This window comes from Rhizobium mesosinicum (assembly GCF_019511345.1).
Classification (GTDB): domain Bacteria; phylum Pseudomonadota; class Alphaproteobacteria; order Rhizobiales; family Rhizobiaceae; genus Rhizobium; species Rhizobium mesosinicum.
This window is the reverse complement of record NZ_JAEUAK010000004.1, coordinates 267,950-285,061: the sequence shown is the minus strand read 5'-3', so window position 1 is coordinate 285,061 and position 17,112 is coordinate 267,950. Positions and strand designations below refer to the sequence as shown.

General features: G+C 59.5%; 11 protein-coding genes. 3 read left to right on the top strand and 8 right to left on the bottom strand.

What is annotated here, in order from left to right:
* Positions 1-3: 3 nt before the first annotated feature.
* Positions 4-903, top strand: coding sequence for a LysR family transcriptional regulator (locus JNB85_RS12260; RefSeq protein WP_220334619.1), 900 nt, complete (start codon positions 4-6; stop codon positions 901-903).
* Between the two features lie 83 nt (positions 904-986).
* Here JNB85_RS12260 and JNB85_RS12255 read toward each other — a convergent pair whose 3' ends face one another.
* From JNB85_RS12255 to clpP, 5 genes are all read right to left on the bottom strand, one after another.
* Positions 987-3,188, bottom strand: a complete 2,202-nt coding sequence (locus JNB85_RS12255; RefSeq protein ID WP_222858647.1) for an esterase-like activity of phytase family protein — start codon at positions 3,186-3,188, stop codon at positions 987-989.
* 314 nt (positions 3,189-3,502) lie between these two features.
* Complete coding sequence (gene hupB / locus JNB85_RS12250) at positions 3,503-3,778, bottom strand: DNA-binding protein HupB (RefSeq protein WP_003558438.1); 276 nt, start codon at positions 3,776-3,778, stop codon at positions 3,503-3,505.
* 208 nt (positions 3,779-3,986) lie between these two features.
* Positions 3,987-6,404 carry an endopeptidase La gene (gene lon / locus JNB85_RS12245; RefSeq protein ID WP_220334618.1) on the bottom strand — a complete coding sequence of 806 codons (2,418 nt, stop codon included), beginning with the start codon at positions 6,402-6,404 and terminating at the stop codon, positions 3,987-3,989.
* A gap of 402 nt (positions 6,405-6,806) precedes the next feature.
* Complete coding sequence (gene clpX / locus JNB85_RS12240) at positions 6,807-8,084, bottom strand: ATP-dependent Clp protease ATP-binding subunit ClpX (protein ID WP_183743905.1); 1,278 nt, start codon at positions 8,082-8,084, stop codon at positions 6,807-6,809.
* Positions 8,085-8,388: 304 nt separating this feature from the next.
* Entirely contained in the window at positions 8,389-9,018 is a 630-nt protein-coding gene (clpP, locus tag JNB85_RS12235) for an ATP-dependent Clp endopeptidase proteolytic subunit ClpP (RefSeq protein ID WP_220334617.1), read from the bottom strand.
* Between the two features lie 379 nt (positions 9,019-9,397).
* Between clpP and JNB85_RS12230 the strand changes: the two genes are divergently transcribed.
* The gene (locus tag JNB85_RS12230; protein ID WP_220334616.1) at positions 9,398-10,651 is read left to right on the top strand and encodes a GGDEF domain-containing protein; all 1,254 of its coding nucleotides are present in this window, start codon (positions 9,398-9,400) and stop codon (positions 10,649-10,651) included.
* A 142-nt stretch (positions 10,652-10,793) separates the two neighbouring features.
* A complete protein-coding gene (locus tag JNB85_RS12225; protein WP_220334615.1) occupies positions 10,794-12,038 on the top strand; it encodes a cytochrome P450 in 1,245 nt (414 codons plus the stop codon).
* 63 nt (positions 12,039-12,101) lie between these two features.
* Here JNB85_RS12225 and JNB85_RS12220 read toward each other — a convergent pair whose 3' ends face one another.
* The 3 genes from JNB85_RS12220 to JNB85_RS12210 form a co-directional block, all read right to left on the bottom strand.
* Positions 12,102-14,228, bottom strand: a complete 2,127-nt coding sequence (locus JNB85_RS12220; protein WP_220334614.1) for a bifunctional diguanylate cyclase/phosphodiesterase — start codon at positions 14,226-14,228, stop codon at positions 12,102-12,104.
* A 149-nt stretch (positions 14,229-14,377) separates the two neighbouring features.
* Complete coding sequence (locus JNB85_RS12215) at positions 14,378-14,722, bottom strand: cupin domain-containing protein (protein ID WP_220334613.1); 345 nt, start codon at positions 14,720-14,722, stop codon at positions 14,378-14,380.
* Positions 14,723-15,779: 1,057 nt separating this feature from the next.
* The gene (locus JNB85_RS12210; protein ID WP_220334612.1) at positions 15,780-17,063 is read right to left on the bottom strand and encodes an O-acetylhomoserine aminocarboxypropyltransferase; all 1,284 of its coding nucleotides are present in this window, start codon (positions 17,061-17,063) and stop codon (positions 15,780-15,782) included.
* Positions 17,064-17,112 lie beyond the last annotated feature (49 nt).

The following is a 17,112-nucleotide window of genomic DNA, read 5'->3' as shown; positions in this document are numbered from 1 at the left end:
AATATGGATCGTCTCACCAGCATGGCCGTCTTCGTGAAGGCCGTCGATCTGGGCTCGTTCGCAGCGGCGGCCGCAGCGCTTGGTCTGTCCGGACCGATGGTCGGCAAGCATGTCCGCTTTCTCGAAGAGCGGCTGGGCGTGAGCCTCATCAGCCGGACGACGCGTCGCCAGAGCCTGACGGATTTCGGACGCGCCTATTACGAGCGCTGCCGGATGATCCTTGCCGAGACCGAGGCTGCGGATGCGCTTGCGGTCGATCATCTTTCTGAGCCCTGCGGAAGGCTGCGCGTCACTATGCCCGTTCATTTCGGCCGGCGCTGCGTGGTCCCGATCCTAATCGAGCTCGCCCAGCGGCATCCGAACCTCGAACTTGATCTATCGCTCAGCGATCCTATCATCGACCTCACGGAGGGCAGCTACGATCTCGCGATCCGCACTGGCGAGTTGGAGGACAGGTCGGGCGTCATTGCACGCCGTGTCGCGCGCCAGCGCATGGTGGTCTGCGCCTCGCCGGCCTATCTCGATGCCCAGGGCAGACCTGAGCAGATCGAGGATCTCGGCAGGCACGATGCAATCGTCTATGCCCGCTCTGCCCGATTCCGCCCGTGGCTTTTCCCACGCCGCGGAGAGCCACCGATTGAAATCAGGCCCAAGAGCCGTTTGAGGCTCGATGATCTCGATGCCATTGCAGATGCGGCAACGGCAGGCATGGGACTTGCCTGGCTGCCCTCCTGGCTTATCCGGGACCGTGTGCAGGCAGGCATGCTGGTGGTGGTTCTGCCGGACGAGCCGGAATTCCCGTATGATTGTCACGCGCTGTGGCTGCAGACACCACACCTGCCGCTCAGGACCCGTCTTGCGGTCGACGCATTGGCGGCTGCCTTGCCCAAATTCATGACCTAGGCCATCGTCTGTTCAAGGGCGAATCGGCTAAAGAAAAAGGCCGGGAGCAAGATCCGGCCTTTGCGTTTCATGGGAACGCGAACTCAGTTCGTGGCGGTCAGGTTGACTGGGAAGAACAGGGTTTCGCCCGAGGAGTCGCTCACGCCGTCGTTGTCGGTCACCGCATAGGCCTTACCCGATGCATCGAAAGCGAAGCCTTCCAGCTTGTCGAGGACGTAGCCGTTGGTGGCCGACTTCAGATCGCCGATGAAATCGTGGGCTTCCGTCTTCTTGACGACAGGCAGATCGGCCCCGAGCTTCCCCGGCTTCAGGTCGGAGATTGCAACCTTGTAGAGCTTCTTCAGCTTGGCCGCATCGCCGACGAGATTGTCGCGTTCGATGATGTAGACGCTGTCGCCCTGAGCGGTGATTTCAGAGAGACCGACCCAGCCGCTCTCGGTCTTGTCGAGCGGGTAGCGCACTCCACCCCATTCCTTCTTCTTCGGATTGTAGGAGACGAGCTTCACGAAGCCTTTCTCATCGTCGTTCCACTCGCGCTGAACGGCCATCCACAGCGTTGTGTCGTCGCCGGTGCCGACGATCGTGACGCCTTCGAAGCCGAAGCGGATTTCGTTGGCGAGCAGTTCCTTCGGCAGGGCGATCTCGGTTTTGATGTCGCCTTTGGCGGTGACATTGTAGAGAGCATGCGGCACCAGGCGCTCGGTATAGCCCTCCGAGGCCAGCCAGAAGGAGCCGTCGGCAGCAACGGCGATGCCTTCGATGTCGAGCTTCTGAGCCGGAGCGCCGTCACGCTTGACGACGAGCGCATCGGTGATGACGGCGGGCTTCCTGGCGGCGTCAATCGTGTAGATCGTCGGCTGTGAGGCGAGGAAGCTGTCGCTGACGGCATAGAGCACGCCCGGCTTGCCCGGAACGGCGGCGAGACCAGAAAGAGCTGCAAAGCCGATGGGGTTTCCGTCCTTCTCGGCGGAAACGATCTGCGGATAGGCCTTCTCGCCTTCGCCGCGCTCATAGATCATGACGTGCGAACGCGCGCCGCCGTCCTTGCCGAGGTCGAGTTCGTTGGCGGTGGCAAACAGGTTACGCTGCGGAATGGCGATCGCGCCTTCCGGAGAAATGCCCGAGGGCAGAATCTGCAGCAGTTCCGGATCGGCACCGGTGTCCTTGTACACGCCGACGACGGAAGCGCGTTCAGCGAGAAGGAAGAACAGGTCGTCGTCGCCGAATTTCGCGGCTTCCAGCCCTTCCGGCTCGACGCCCTTCGACGAGGAGCGGCTTTCCGGATAGTGGCCAACTGCGGCGACGGCACGTTCGAACGAACTGCCAGATTCGAACAGGACCTTGCCGGTCTTGTCGAAGATGGTGAAGCCGCGCGAGCCGCCTTCATAGTCGCCTTCGTTGGCGACAACGAGCCGGTTGTCGTCCAGCCACTTGACGGCATCAGGCTCGCGCAGGACGCCCTTCTTCTCGCTGGTGAACTTCAGGGCGCCGTCCCGCTTGGTGTCGATGCCCGTGAGATCGACGCTGCCGGCAGAGAAGTGCGCCTTCACCGCGCCGGTCGCGCCGTCGAGAATGATGATCTCGTTGTTTTCCTGCAGCGTCAGCGCAATTTCGTTCTGGCTGTTGAAGGAAACGAATTCCGGTTCCGGATCGTCAGGAGCAACGCCGACAAGGCCGGTCAGGGCGATATGCTTGATGGTGCCGCAATCGACGGTGCCATCGGTCTTAACCCGGAAGACGACGAGGTCGCCTGCCGGCATCTGCGGTAGTTTGCCGTCATGGACCTCTTCGTCACGCTCGTTCTCGATCGCGATTGCGCCGAGCGTCCTGTCCTTGTTGAGGGCGATCGAATCGGGCTGGCCGCCGAGATCGCAGGTCGCATCGATCTTCTTGGTAGCGATATCGACGATCGCCAGACGGCCCGACGGTTTCTGCTTGCTTTCGCCGGTATTGACGGCGACGAGCGCCTTGCCGGCCGCCGTCGTCACCGAGGTCGGCTCGCCGTCCATCATCAGCGCGCCGCCGGCCTTTGGTTCCCTGGCATCGGTAATGTCGATGAAGCCGATCGCGCCGAGCGGGCTGTCGCTATAGATCAGCGTGTTGCCATCCTGCGAAGCGGTGATGATTTCGGCCGAGGTAGCCGAAAGCTTGTCCGTGTCGGCCGGCAGGTTGGTCGCGACCGGGAAACAGGCGATACGGTTGAAAACCGGCTCAGCCACTGCCGGGAAGGCAACGGATGCGAAAAGTACGGCAGCAAGCGCTGCCTTGTGCGAAGACAATGTCATTGAAAATCCCCCAATATCGAAAAATCGAACAGAGGTTTTCTGCGGGACTGCCATGACAGACACATGACAGGCTGCGACATTTTGTACGGTTTGAGTCAGGCCGCCTGCCATTCGCGATGCATCTCGCTGCGTTCGCGGGCTCGAGCCGAAGCCGTTACCGCCGGTGAGGCCTTCATCCCACCCCGAGAGCATCACCGTCGTGAGACGAAGCGCGGCATGCGGCAAGCGCCGAAAGCAAAAAGGGGTCCGGCAATGCCGAACCCCTCAAAATCCTGCGCGGCCGTTCTCGTTTACGGCCGGCGGACAATCTCGTATCAGCCGTTGACGGCGTCCTTCAGGCCCTTGCCGGGCGTGAACTTCGGCACGTTGCGTGCCGGGATGTCGACTTCGGCGCCGGTCGACGGGTTGCGACCCTTCGTGGCAGCGCGATGAGAAACCGTGAAGCTGCCGAAGCCAGCGAGACGGATGTCGCCCTTGTTCTTCAGCTCGGCCTGCACAACGTCAAAAACGGCGTCGACGGCAGATGCTGCGTCAGACTTCGTCAGTCCAGCCTTTTCGGCTACTGCGGACACGAGTTCATTCTTGTTCATGTTTCCACCCCTTTCTAAATGGTTTGAAACAACTCAATCTGGAAGCTAGGCGAAGAAATCGCTTTCATCAGGCCCGCCGAGAACCCAAAAACCCTGCAAATCAAGGAAAAGCAAGCGTCTACATGACGTTTTCACAAAAAAGGCCGGCGTTTCCGCCGGCCTTTTTTCACGATTTGCAACAATTGGGCGTAAATGTGGCCGCCAAGCCTCAATGAGCTATGGCAACGCCTGCGTCATCGAGCCCTTCGACGGTCGCGATGACGGGCGTTTCAACCGTGCCATCCCACTCGATCGGCTCGGGACGACGGACCAGCGCGTGCTTGATCACCTCGCCCATACGGGAGACCGGAATGATCTCCATGCTGTTCTTCACGTTGTCAGGAATCTCGGCGAGATCCTTAGCGTTCTCTTCCGGAATCAGCACCTTCTTGATACCGCCGCGCAGTGCCGCAAGCAGCTTTTCCTTGAGACCACCGATCGGCAGGACACGGCCGCGCAGGGTGATTTCACCCGTCATTGCCACATCCTTGTTGACCGGGATGCCGGTCATGATCGAGACGATCGCGGTTGCCATCGCGACACCGGCAGACGGACCATCCTTCGGCGTTGCGCCTTCCGGCACGTGCACGTGAATGTCGCTCTTGTCGAAGCGCGGCGGCTCGATGCCGAAATCGACCGCACGCGAGCGGACATAGGAGGCCGCCGCAGAGATCGATTCCTTCATCACTTCCTTCAGGTTGCCGGTGACCGTCATGCGGCCCTTGCCAGGCATCATGACGCCTTCGATCGTCAGCAGCTCGCCGCCGACTTCCGTCCAGGCAAGACCCGTGACCACGCCGACCTGATCCTCACGCTCGGCTTCGCCGTGGCGGAAGCGCGGAACGCCAAGATAATCGTCGATGTTCTCTGCCGTGACGTGAACCGACTTCGTCTTGCCCTTGATGATCTCGGTGACCGCCTTGCGGGCAAGCTTCATCAATTCGCGTTCGAAGTTACGGACACCGGCTTCGCGGGTGTACTGCTGGCTGATCGCCATCAGGGCGTCGTCGCTGACCGAGAATTCACTCGGCTGCAGCGCATGTTCCTTGATGGCCTTCGGCAGCAAGTGCCGCTTGGCGATTTCGCGCTTCTCGTCTTCGGTGTAGCCGGCGATACGGATGACCTCCATGCGATCCATCAGCGGAGCCGGAATGTTCAGCGTATTCGCCGTAGTGATGAACATCACGTCCGACAGATCGTATTCGACTTCCAGGTAGTGGTCCATGAAGGTCGAGTTCTGGGCCGGATCAAGCACTTCGAGCAGGGCCGAAGACGGATCGCCGCGGTAGTCCTGGCCGAGCTTGTCGATTTCGTCGAGCAGGAAGAGTGGGTTGGACTTCTTCGCCTTCTTCATCGACTGGATGACCTTGCCGGGCATCGAACCGATATAGGTGCGGCGGTGACCGCGGATTTCGGCCTCGTCACGGACGCCACCGAGAGCCATGCGAACATATTCACGGCCGGTTGCCTTGGCGATCGACTGGGCGAGCGAGGTCTTGCCAACACCCGGAGGGCCGACGAGGCACAGGATCGGACCCTTGATCTTGGTGGCGCGAGCCTGGACCGCCAGATACTCGACGATGCGCTCCTTGACCTTTTCGAGACCGAAGTGATCGGCTTCGAGGATCTTCTCGGCATTGTTGAGATCAGACTTGATCTTCGACTTCTTGCCCCAGGGGATACCGAGCAGCCAGTCCAGATAATTGCGCACGACGGTGGCTTCAGCCGACATCGGGCTCATCTGGCGCAGCTTCTTCAGCTCCGCGTCGGCCTTTTCACGGGCCTCCTTGGAGAGTTTCGTCTTGGCGATGCGCTCTTCCAGTTCGCTCATCTCGTCGCGGCCTTCCTCGCCGTCACCGAGCTCCTTCTGGATCGCTTTCATCTGTTCATTCAGGTAATATTCGCGCTGGGTCTTCTCCATCTGACGCTTGACGCGCGAGCGGATGCGCTTTTCGACCTGCAGGACCGAAATCTCGCCTTCCATGAAGCCGAGCGCCTTTTCGAGGCGCGCTTTGACGCTGGTGGTCTCCAGCATCTCCTGCTTCTCGGTGATCTTGATCGACAGGTGCGAGGCGACCGTATCGGCGAGCTTGGAATAGTCGTCGATCTGGCTGGCCGCACCGACAACTTCGGGCGAAATCTTCTTGTTGAGCTTCACGTAGCTCTCGAATTCCGACACGACGGAACGCGACAGAGCTTCCAGTTCGACCGCATCGTCATGCGGCTCTTCGAGCACGTGACCGAGAGCTTCGTAGAAATCTTCGCGGCTCGTATAGGTATCGATTTCGGCACGGGCGCGGCCTTCGACCAGAACCTTCACGGTGCCGTCAGGCAGCTTCAAAAGCTGGAGGACGTTCGCGACCGTACCGACGCGGTGGATCGCAGACGGATCCGGATCGTCGTCGCTGGCGTTGATCTGGGTGACCAGCATGATCTGCTTGTCGGAACCCATGACCTCTTCGAGCGCACGGATCGACTTTTCCCGCCCGACGAACAGCGGCACGATCATATGGGGGAACACCACGATGTCGCGCAGGGGGAGAACAGGATAAGCGGTGCTGCTCGCTACAGACGTTTTCTTCGTCATTTTTATTCCTTTCCATCGTCCCGATACCGGGCTCTTTGGCGCGGCCGCTTGGGATCCGGCCGGCACTCTCACTTGTTGCTACAAGTGGAGGTTCTGACTACGCTTTTCAAGCCACGTTAACGCCCGCGTTCCACGGTTGTGACAGCTTTATTACATGGAACGCCAACACAATGAAGCGCCTATCTGGAGCGACGCTTACCATTTCCGAACCGCCTAAAATAGCAACGCCAGCAACAGGCTACGGAATCACAGCATCATTGCCAAGGGTCATCGTTTGCGCAATATCGGCCAAGGCTGTTTTCAACCTTGCCCGCAACTATTATCAGCGCCCGGCACCCGTTTTCAAATAGAAAGGGGCCTGCACAAGGCAAGCCCCTTGAAATAACGCTTCCCAACGCAAGCTCAGGCCGAGACGTTTGCCTTCTCGTCCTGGCGGTCCGCATAGATATACAGCGGACGGGCCGAGCCCCGTGCGACCTCTTCGGAGATGACGACTTCGCGCACGCCTTCCAGCGCCGGCAGTTCGAACATCGTGTCGAGCAGGATCTTCTCCATGATCGAGCGGAGGCCGCGGGCGCCGGTCTTGCGGATGATCGCCTTGCGGGCGATTTCGCGCAGCGCATCTTCGTGGAAGCTCAATTCCACGTCTTCCATCTCGAACAGGCGCTGATACTGCTTGATCAGCGCGTTCTTCGGCTCGGACAGGATCTGGATCAGTGCATCCTCGTCGAGGTCTTCCAGCGTTGCCAGAACCGGCAGACGGCCGATGAATTCGGGGATGAGGCCGAACTTGACCAGATCTTCCGGCTCCAGCTCGCGCAGCACTTCGCCGACGCGGCGGTCGTCCGGTGCCTTGACGGTCGCGCCAAAGCCGATCGAGGTCTTCTCGCCGCGGGCGGAGATGATCTTGTCGAGGCCTGCAAAGGCGCCACCGCAAATGAACAGGATGTTCGTCGTGTCGACCTGCAGGAATTCCTGCTGCGGGTGCTTGCGGCCGCCTTGCGGCGGAACCGAGGCAACCGTGCCTTCCATGATCTTCAGAAGCGCCTGCTGCACACCCTCGCCCGACACGTCGCGGGTGATGGACGGGTTGTCGGACTTGCGGGAAATCTTGTCGACTTCGTCGATGTAGACGATGCCGCGCTGGGCGCGCTCGACATTGTAGTCCGCAGCCTGCAGAAGCTTCAGGATGATGTTTTCGACGTCTTCACCGACATAGCCGGCTTCCGTCAGCGTGGTCGCATCGGCCATCGTGAAGGGAACGTCGATGATGCGGGCCAGCGTCTGGGCAAGATAGGTCTTGCCGCAACCGGTCGGGCCGACCAGCATGATGTTCGACTTCGCCAGTTCCACGTCGCCGTTCTTGGAGGCGTGCGCGAGGCGCTTGTAGTGATTGTGAACGGCAACCGACAGGATCTTCTTCGCCTGACGCTGGCCGATGACATATTCGTCGAGAACCTTGATGATGTCCTGGGGCGTGGGAACGCCGTCGCGGGACTTGACCATCGAGGACTTGTTCTCCTCGCGGATGATGTCCATGCACAATTCGACGCATTCATCGCAGATGAACACGGTCGGTCCAGCAATAAGCTTCCGGACTTCATGCTGGCTCTTTCCGCAGAAAGAACAATAGAGGGTGTTCTTGCTGTCGCCGCCGTTGCTGCCGCTGACCTTGCTCATATCACTTTCCTTCCAGCACGCCGCATTTCCAACACGAAATCGCGGTCCACTCAATCAGCTCCCTGACGGCGCCCCTATCCGGAGTTTCTGCCGACAAAGGCTTCAGGGGGTACGAACCGGGCCGAATCAATCATGTCCGGGTGCCGGCGGCAACGAATTCCCCTTCGAATGCCGAATGCTATGTCATAAAAATTCAACATAGCATTAATAGCTACTATTAGCGTCTCCGCCGCCAGTTGAAACCCCTTGTTCAATCACAAATGGGATAGAACTGTGGCAGCGAAAACACCATCCCTATTAATTACTAGGCCTGATCGCCTTCGATTTCGACGCGCGATGTCAGAACCTTGTCGATGACGCCCCAGGTCTGGGCCTCGTCCGCATCCATGAAATGGTCGCGATCGAGGGTCTTTTCAACTTCCTCATAGGTACGGCCCGTGTGCTTCACATAGACTTCGTTGAGGCGGCGCTTCATCTTGATGATGTCGCGGGCGTGACGCTCGATGTCCGATGCCTGGCCCTGGAAACCGCCCGAGGGCTGATGGACCATGATGCGGGAGTTCGGCGTGGCGAAACGCATGTCCTTATGGCCAGCAGCCAGAAGGAGCGACCCCATCGAAGCAGCCTGCCCGATGCATAGCGTCGAGACGGCCGGCTTGATGAACTGCATGGTGTCATAAATCGCCATACCGGCAGTAACGACGCCACCCGGCGAATTGATGTAGAGCGCGATTTCCTTCTTGGGGTTTTCGGCCTCGAGGAAGAGAAGCTGGGCGCAGACGAGTGTCGCCATATGGTCCTCGACAGGACCCGTCAGGAAGATGATGCGTTCCTTGAGCAGGCGAGAATAGATGTCGTAGGAGCGTTCACCGCGGTTGGTCTGTTCCACAACCATCGGCACAAGGGCCATAGCGGTATCGACTGGGTTTCTCATGTGCGTCCTTTTAACGTCTTTCCGGCGAATGCCGGGAATCAAAGAAAAATGCCTTGTTCTTACATAGAGTGTCCCCGCCCCCCTCTTCAAGACACGCATAAGGATAACGTTAAGAAGCAGGCGTGGCATATGGCTTTGGCATTTCCCTATTCCGTTTCTTCCAACCGCCTGTTAACAGCGAGGCCAGATCTTTCCGTCCCACAGCTTTTGTCGGTGACAGGATGAAGGAAGGCTTACCACATTCGACAGATCTACGGACATTTACCGTGCAGAAAGCTTACCGGCAGATAACTCCGAAATCTCGGCCCGAGGTTCGCGCCATTAATCAAACGGCGAGCTTCTTCGGCAAGAATGCGCCAACACTCAAGGGGTTGCTGCCGTGTTCAATGTCGCTACAGGTCTGTCCATCTGGTGCTCCGAGGCCCTTACACTGGCGCTGGTTTTGTTCGTGGCCTGGCGCCACAACCAGAAAAGCGCCGCCTACCTTTTTTGGGGACTAGGCTTCCTGTTCAGCGGCATCGGCTTTGCACTGGTCGCCGCCCGCGGCGAAATCCCCAACCTGCTCTCCATCGAAATCGGCAATGCCGTTGCCCTGCTCGGCCAGGGCGCCTGGGCCACCGGCTTTCTGGCACTCGACCGCAAGAAGCTGGAATGGTGGGCGCTATTGCCGCCGGCAATCTGGCTGGCCGGCGTCTTCCTGCCGTGGATCAACGAAGATTACTCCAACCGCGTCATACTCTACAATCTCGCCTCCGCGACCGGCGCGACCGCGCTCGCTATGGCGGTGGCCGCCGGCGACATCCGCCGCGAGCGCACGCGCATCAAGCTGATGGCAGTCTTCGTGCTGCAGGCCTTTCTCTGCTTCAGCGTAGCTGTGGCCATGGCGCTGACGCTGCCTTCGGATAGGGAAGCGACGAATTTCAGCGGTGCGGCCGCCATGGCGAGCGCCTTTCTGCTCACCATAGCCTTTGCGCTCACCTGCCGTCTCATCATGGAACGGTCGGAACGCCATCTGCGTCTGCTGACGCTGACGGATTCGCTTACCGGCGTGCTGAACCGCCGCGGCCTGCTCGGCCATTTCGACAAGATCCGGGAAAAGGCGCATGCCGAGCAGCATCAGGTCGGCGTCATCCTCTTCGACCTCGACCATTTCAAGCGCGTCAACGACCGCTTCGGCCATCAATCGGGCGATGCCGTGCTGACCGCCTTCGCCCGCCTTGCCCGTCAGTATATCCCCAACAATATTTTCGGCCGCATGGGCGGCGAGGAATTCGCGGCCTTCGTGACCGTCCGCGACCAGACGGAAGCGGAAGCACTGGCGGAATCGATCCGCGCCGAATTCTGCCGCCTGCCGGTCAGCACGGGCGAGGCACTGATCCCCGCCACCGTCAGCGTTGGCATCGCGCTTTCCTCAGCGATCGACGCCAATATCGACCGGCTGGTCTCGGCCGCCGACCGGGCGCTCTATTCGGCGAAAGCTGCCGGCCGCAACTGCACGGTCGTCTTCGGCGAGGAGGAAGCAGCGGCACCCGCACCCGCCGAGCCCAACTCCCATGCCGGCGAGCTCGTGCCGACCGTCGACGATCAGGTGGAAGCATTGCGCCGCATGGGTGTGCTCTCCCGCGCCGGATAGAGCAGTTCCGTCTCGTCAAGCAACGGAAAGCTCTATCCTTTTGCTTAACGCAAATCCGGACGCAAAAGGCGGTACAGTTTTACTGGAGTTGCTCCAAACCGCCATCTTTTCGAGGCTTGGCAAATCCGCTAAGCCTCTGGCCATGATGATACCGCCCTTCCTCAAGATCGATCCAGCCACCCGCCATGTGTCGCTCGATGGCCGCGACCCTGCCTTCTACGGCAACCCGAACGCGGTCTATGCCGCGCTCCATGCCCATTGCCCCACCTTCTATTGGGAGGAGCAGAAGCAGTGGTTCGTGACCAACTACGATCATGTCAACGGGCTGCTGCGTGACCGCCGCTTCGGCCGGCAGATCCTGCATATTGCCAGCCGGGAGAAGCTCGGCCTCCCCGAGCCCGAGCCGCACATCGCCGCCTTCGATCTCGCCGAGCGCTATTCGCTGCTGGAGCTCGAGCCGCCGGAACACACGCGGCTGCGCACGCTCGTCAACCGCGCCTTCGTCTCCCGCCATGTCGAGAGGATGAAGCCGGAAATCGAAGAGCTCGCCAACAGACTGATCGACAGCTTCGCCGACAGGGGCGAGGTCGAGCTGCTCTCGGCCTTTGCCGATGTCATCCCGGTGACAATGATCGCCCGCATGATCGGCATCCCCGAGGAGATGGGGCCGCAGCTCCTCAAGTGGTCGCATGCCTATGTGCGCATGTATATGTTCGGGCGCACCCGCGCGGACGAAGACGCTGCGGAACAGGCGGCACGGGAATTTTCCGACTATGTGAAGACAGTCATTGCCGAACGCCGGGCCGAGCCGCGTAACGACCTGCTGACGCATATGATCCATACTGAGCACAAGGGCCAATACCTAACGGAAGACGAGCTCGTTTCGACGGCCATCGTGCTGCTCAATGCCGGCCACGAAGCGACGGTCCACCAGATTGGCAATTCGGTGCGCGTCATCCTGGACAGCGGCTACGACCCGGCAGAGCTTTTCCGCGACGAGGCCGCCACCGAACGCACCGTCGAGGAGTCGCTGCGCATCTGCGCGCCCGTCCATATCTTCCAGCGCTGGGCGCTCGAACACGCAGAGATCGATGGCGTGGAGTTCAAGCGCGGCGACAAGGTGAGCATGATTCTGGCCGCCGCCAATCTCGATCCGGCAAAGTTCCGCGATCCCCTCACCTTCAAGCCCGACCGCAACGAGGCGCCCAACCTCTCTTTCGGCGCCGGCATCCACTTCTGCATCGGCGCGCAGCTGGCGCGGCTGGAGCTCAACGTCGTGCTTCCGATCCTGTTCGAGCGGCTGCCGGGGCTCAAGCTTATGAGGCCCCCCGTCGTCAAGGATGTCTATCATTTCCACGGCCTCGATCGCCTGGATCTCGCCTGGTAGGCCACCACACTGCTCAAAGACGGGACGACCGCCACAGAGCGTGCAGTCGCAATCTGTGCGGCATCACGCGGCGTGCTCTTGAAGCTTGCTGGATATGTCGACTGCCGACATTGGTTTTCCGATGAGATAACCTTGCAGCTGATCGCAGCCGGCCTCTCGCAGGATCGCCGCCTGGCGCGTATTCTCGATGCCTTCAGCGGTAACGGGAATTTGCAGAGCAGTCGCCAGAGAGATGGTTGCTCTGAGAACATCGGCACCATTCGAGGCTTGATCGAGAGCAGACACGAGCGAGCGGTCGATCTTCATTCGATCGAACCCGAACTGCCGCAATGCACCAATGCTCGCATAGCCGCAGCCAAAGTCATCGAGGGCGAATTTTATGCCCACCTGTTTGAGATGATCTATCGAGCGGCGGGCCTGTTCCGGATTTGTCATGAGAACGCCTTCGGTGATCTCCAGTGTCAGGCGCTTCGGATCGAAATCGAGTTCCTGCAGCAGCGAAATCACTACGGCGGCGAATTCCGGATTGCAGAGTTGGACCGGCGAAACGTTCACCGACAATGCCAGGCCGGGCCAGTTCCTGGCATGCTCGATCGATGTTTTCAGCATATGAACGCCGAGCGCATCAATGAGGCCGCACCTTTCTGCGAGCGGGATGAAAATCTCCGGGCTGATGTTTCCTGTTGGAGCTCGCCAACGTGCAAGTGCTTCAAGACCGGTGACAGCACCTGTCGTGGCAGAGACGAGAGGTTGGAAAAAGGCTTCGATCGCACCATTGCTGATGGCGCTCTTCAACAGAGCTTCCATTTCGGCGACTCTGAGGCGTTCCCGATCTAGCTCCGGATCGTATTCGACCGCTCGGCCTCTGCCGTTCGCCTTGGCGCGGTAGAGCGCCATGTCTGCCCTGCGGAGAAGCTCCAAAGACGGTAAGTCTCCCTCACGTCCCGCCGCCCCAATGCTTGCCCCGACTTCGATCGTCCGACCGTCAATTTTGAAGGGTTCGGCAAACAGCGCCAGAATAGTTTCCTGTATTTCTGCGCGCGTGGCGGTTCCAATCTGCACCAGCGCGAACTCGTCGCCTCCCAGCCGGGCCGCCGCAACGACTTCAGGGTGGCAGGCGATCAGGGCGTTCGATACGATCCGGATCAGATCATCCCCTACGGCGTGCCCCCAGGCGTCGTTGACGGCCTTGAACCCATCGAGATCGACCAGATAGAGCCAGAGCGACGAAAAATCAGGGTCTTCCAACTCTTCCAGCAGTGCGAGAAGCCCATGCCTGTTCAACAGGCCACTCAGGCTATCGTGGTTTGCTTCGAAAATCGCTGCCTGCGCCAGCTGACGCAGGCGCCGGGCCTCGAATGCGCCCACCAGCAAAACGCCCCCAAGGAACATCACAAGGATGATCACGGCAGCAGCAACATAAGGATAGACCTGGTCAAACACGGCTTTTCCGGGCGCTTTGCTGGGCCAGACAAGATGGCCGATGATACCCCCCTTGATGTCCGTGATCGGTGTGCTCAGCAAGCCCGGCTCGGGCGCGGCCGCAAGGCGCAATCCTTCGAGTTCGTGCTCGTTCGAAAGAGCATCGAGAACTTCCGACGTGAGCTCCTTGTAGAGGCTCAGCACATTAAGCTTCGGAAGCTCGCCTTCGGCGGTGAAAGGCTGGATTGCCTGCGACACGATCAGCGCGATGCCTTTTTCCGTCTTTACGAAATTGACGACCGGCGCCTGTCCGGAGTCGGCAGCCTTGTCGATCTGCCGGTAGAAGGCGGCGCCGAAAAAAACACCCGGTTGGAAGGGTTTGCCTTTGGCATATGCGGAGACGATCGACGAGCGGTCGGGGGCGATCACGACCGCTCCGTCATAGAGGGGATAATCCGCGCTCGTTTTACCCCAATTCTCGTAGGCCCAATCCGCGGCATCAGGGGATGAGATCGCTTTATAGGCATCATCCCAAACGGCATTGTCCGTGGTTGTCGCGCTTAAGCGGCCGACAAAGGCTGCAATTGCCGCACGGGCGGCGCGCGTGGCCCTGGCATCATCGATCTCGTTTGCAGATCGGGTCATCTTGACCACGACATGGGCCATGAGGCCCGTCAGCACGAGAGCGACAACAAGGAAGCAAACGGTTGTCGCAATGATGGAAGATGTTTGGGTGCGAACGTGCCTACCCGCAAGGTTCGACGACATGCCAATCCCGAAAAGATGAATTGCAAGGCCATGTCTGTGGTGACGGCAGAAGACATCATGTCCGCAATGCGCTGCAGATAAGGGTCTATCATTTGATGATGTAGGCATCCTTAATTAGGATGATCAAAAACACCCTATCCGGCCGATATTCAAATTTTGATCACGTAATCCTTGCGAGTCGTTTCAACGACTTCCCAGGTTCCCTTGAAGCCTGGTCTGAGGATCATCCGGTCGCCTGCCCTTAGATGCACCGGCTCACCGCCATCCTCGGTCACGATCGAATGGCCGGACAGCAGGCTGAAATATTCCCATTCCTCATAGACGATCCGCCACTTGCCAGGCGTCGCCTCCCAGATGCCGGCATAGAGGCCGCCTTCGGCCTCCTCCAGATTCCAGGTGCGGAATTGCGGATTGCCGGAAATGATGCGCTCGGCGTCGGGAGCGCCGACTTCCGGTTCGACATCATCAATATCGAAGGGGATCGCGTCTGCCATGGTCACCCTATTCCTCAGTATCCTTCGCAGCAAAGATTAAGCACAAAAAGAGCGACATCGGCAGAGTTAAAAACTCGCCGATCATCGTGACAATAAAAAACTCCTAGTATCGCCGACGCCTGAAACGGGCGTGCGCCCGGCAGGTCGGCTTCGTACCTTCGTCGCAGCGAAGACAGAGACGGCCATTTCGACGTCGCGATGCGGGCTAGATGCAGTATTAGCACAAATGGATATATGTCCGAAAGCGTTGCCCTATGTGAAAATTCCTCCCTTCACACTACAAGGGAGGCATTCATGAAGCCTTTTTGTGCCGCATTGACGATTTGCCTGGTGTTCGGCATGCCGGCAAGTCGCTACATCTCCCTCCCAGGTTATGCGTTCAGGACAGACCCGACTTGCCACCGCACCGTCTCTAAACTCAAGTTCGACAGGAAATGCGATTGGCCAAGAGTCGGGATAAAAGACTTTTCGCCGCCGAACCAGTTTGGCTTCAGGCTCTAAATGGCCCAGTCAAGCAAAGTCTATCGCCCTCTTGCGATAAGTTCTGGTCCACCTGCCGCGGCGATCAGAGCCAGGTTCGGATTGCGGCGGTCAAATTCAACTGTCAAATAGCGGGAAACTTCAACGGGTCCCCAGGAAGCTTTCATGCTAGATTGGCGTTCCAGAAATCCACCATCTCAAGCGAAACAGCCATGGCAGTAGGAAACAAATCGTCTCAGGCGGGAGCCCCACAGAAACGTCGCCACAAATTCAATCCCAAGCGAGACCCGAAGCCACAGGTCCTCGCCCAGGCTAATCGCACCGTCTTGCGGATTGCTTCCGCGGTGATAGTTGCTTTTCTCGTCGTCGTCGCCGTTCAGGCGCTGTGGTAGCCGCCCGCTGTTCTGGAATGACAAAAAGCCCGCAGCAGGCGGGCAATGTTGAGGTTTTCTTGTCCACTATTTTCGCCCGATCGCATGAAAGCCGCGCCCGAGTCTATTCCACTTGGACGCTGATCCCATGGGTGTATCCCGACAAATGCAGCCTGCGAAAATACAAGCGATGCTGCGAAGGAGACTCAGATCTTCGATAGCGACTGCTCGAGATCGGCAATGATGTCCTTCACATCCTCGATGCCGACAGAAAGGCGCACCACGTCCGGCCCGGCGCCTGCGGAGATCTTCTGCTCATCCGTCAACTGCCGGTGCGTGGTGGAGGCCGGATGGATCACCAGGGAGCGCGTATCGCCGATATTGGCAAGATGCGAGAAGAGCTCCAAGCCTTCGACCAGCGCCTTGCCGGCCTCATATCCGCCCTTGACACCGAATGTGAAAACCGAGCCTGCCCCCTTCGGTGAGTAGCGCTGCTGCAGGGCGTGGTTCGGGTCGTCTTCCAAGCCGGCATAATTCACCCACGCGATCTTGGAATGAGCCTTCAGCCATTTGGCGACATCGAGCGCATTGTCACTATGGCGTTGCATGCGCAGCGGCAGCGTCTCGATGCCGGTCAGGATCAGGAAGGAATTGAAGGGCGAGATCGCGGGGCCGAGGTCGCGCAGGCCGAGCACGCGGCAGGCAATCGCGAAGGCGAAATTGCCGAAGGTCTGGTGCAGGACGGTGCCGTTATATTCCGGCCGCGGGCTGGAAAGCATCGGATAGTTACCGGTCTTCGACCAGTCGAAGGTGCCACCATCGACGATGATACCGCCCATGGAATTGCCGTGGCCGCCGAGGAACTTGGTCAGCGAATGCACGACGATATCGGCGCCATGCTCGATCGGCCGGATGAGATAGGGTGTGGCCATGGTGTTGTCGACGATCAGCGGCAGATCGTGGCGATGGGCGATTTCGGCGATCGCTGCAATATCGACAAAGGTGCCGCCGGGATTGGCAAGGCTCTCGATGAAGATCGCCCGCGTCTTGTCGTCGATCCCGCTCTCGAAATCACCGGGGTTCTCTGGGTCGGCCCAGCGCACCTGCCAGCCGAAATTCTCGAAGGCATGGCCGAACTGATTGATCGATCCACCATAGAGGCGGCTGGCGGCGACGAAATTCTCGCCGGGGCGCATCAGCGTGTGGAAAACGATCATCTGCGCCGCATGACCGGAGGCGACGGCGAGCGCTGCCGTGCCGCCCTCGAGCGCCGCGACACGCTCCTCCAAAACCGCCTGGGTGGGGTTCATGATGCGTGAATAGATATTGCCGAACTGCTGCAGACCAAACAGGGCTGCGGCATGGTCGGAATCGTTGAAGACGAAGGCCGTCGTCTGGTAGATCGGTGTTATCCGCGCGCCGGTCGCCGGATCCGGCTGCGCACCCGCATGGATCGCCAGCGTATTGAATCCCGGATCGTTTTTGGCCATCTCGTCCTCCCGTGCAATTGTTGACGGGCGCGATCATAGCCGCTCGACT

What these genes read in the sequence shown, in the direction of transcription:
- clpX (WP_183743905.1), bottom strand. Translation starts at nt 8,084, where the DNA reads ATGAGCAAGGTCAGCGGCAGCAACGGCGGCGACAGCAAGAACACCCTC.
- JNB85_RS12215 (WP_220334613.1), bottom strand. Translation starts at nt 14,722, where the DNA reads ATGGCAGACGCGATCCCCTTCGATATTGATGATGTCGAACCGGAAGTC.
- JNB85_RS12225 (WP_220334615.1), top strand. Translation starts at nt 10,794, where the DNA reads ATGATGATACCGCCCTTCCTCAAGATCGATCCAGCCACCCGCCATGTG.
- clpP (WP_220334617.1), bottom strand. Translation starts at nt 9,018, where the DNA reads ATGAGAAACCCAGTCGATACCGCTATGGCCCTTGTGCCGATGGTTGTG.
- JNB85_RS12220 (WP_220334614.1), bottom strand. Translation starts at nt 14,228, where the DNA reads ATGTCGTCGAACCTTGCGGGTAGGCACGTTCGCACCCAAACATCTTCC.
- JNB85_RS12260 (WP_220334619.1), top strand. Translation starts at nt 4, where the DNA reads ATGGATCGTCTCACCAGCATGGCCGTCTTCGTGAAGGCCGTCGATCTG.
- hupB (WP_003558438.1), bottom strand. Translation starts at nt 3,778, where the DNA reads ATGAACAAGAATGAACTCGTGTCCGCAGTAGCCGAAAAGGCTGGACTG.
- JNB85_RS12255 (WP_222858647.1), bottom strand. Translation starts at nt 3,188, where the DNA reads ATGACATTGTCTTCGCACAAGGCAGCGCTTGCTGCCGTACTTTTCGCA.
- lon (WP_220334618.1), bottom strand. Translation starts at nt 6,404, where the DNA reads ATGACGAAGAAAACGTCTGTAGCGAGCAGCACCGCTTATCCTGTTCTC.
- JNB85_RS12210 (WP_220334612.1), bottom strand. Translation starts at nt 17,063, where the DNA reads ATGGCCAAAAACGATCCGGGATTCAATACGCTGGCGATCCATGCGGGT.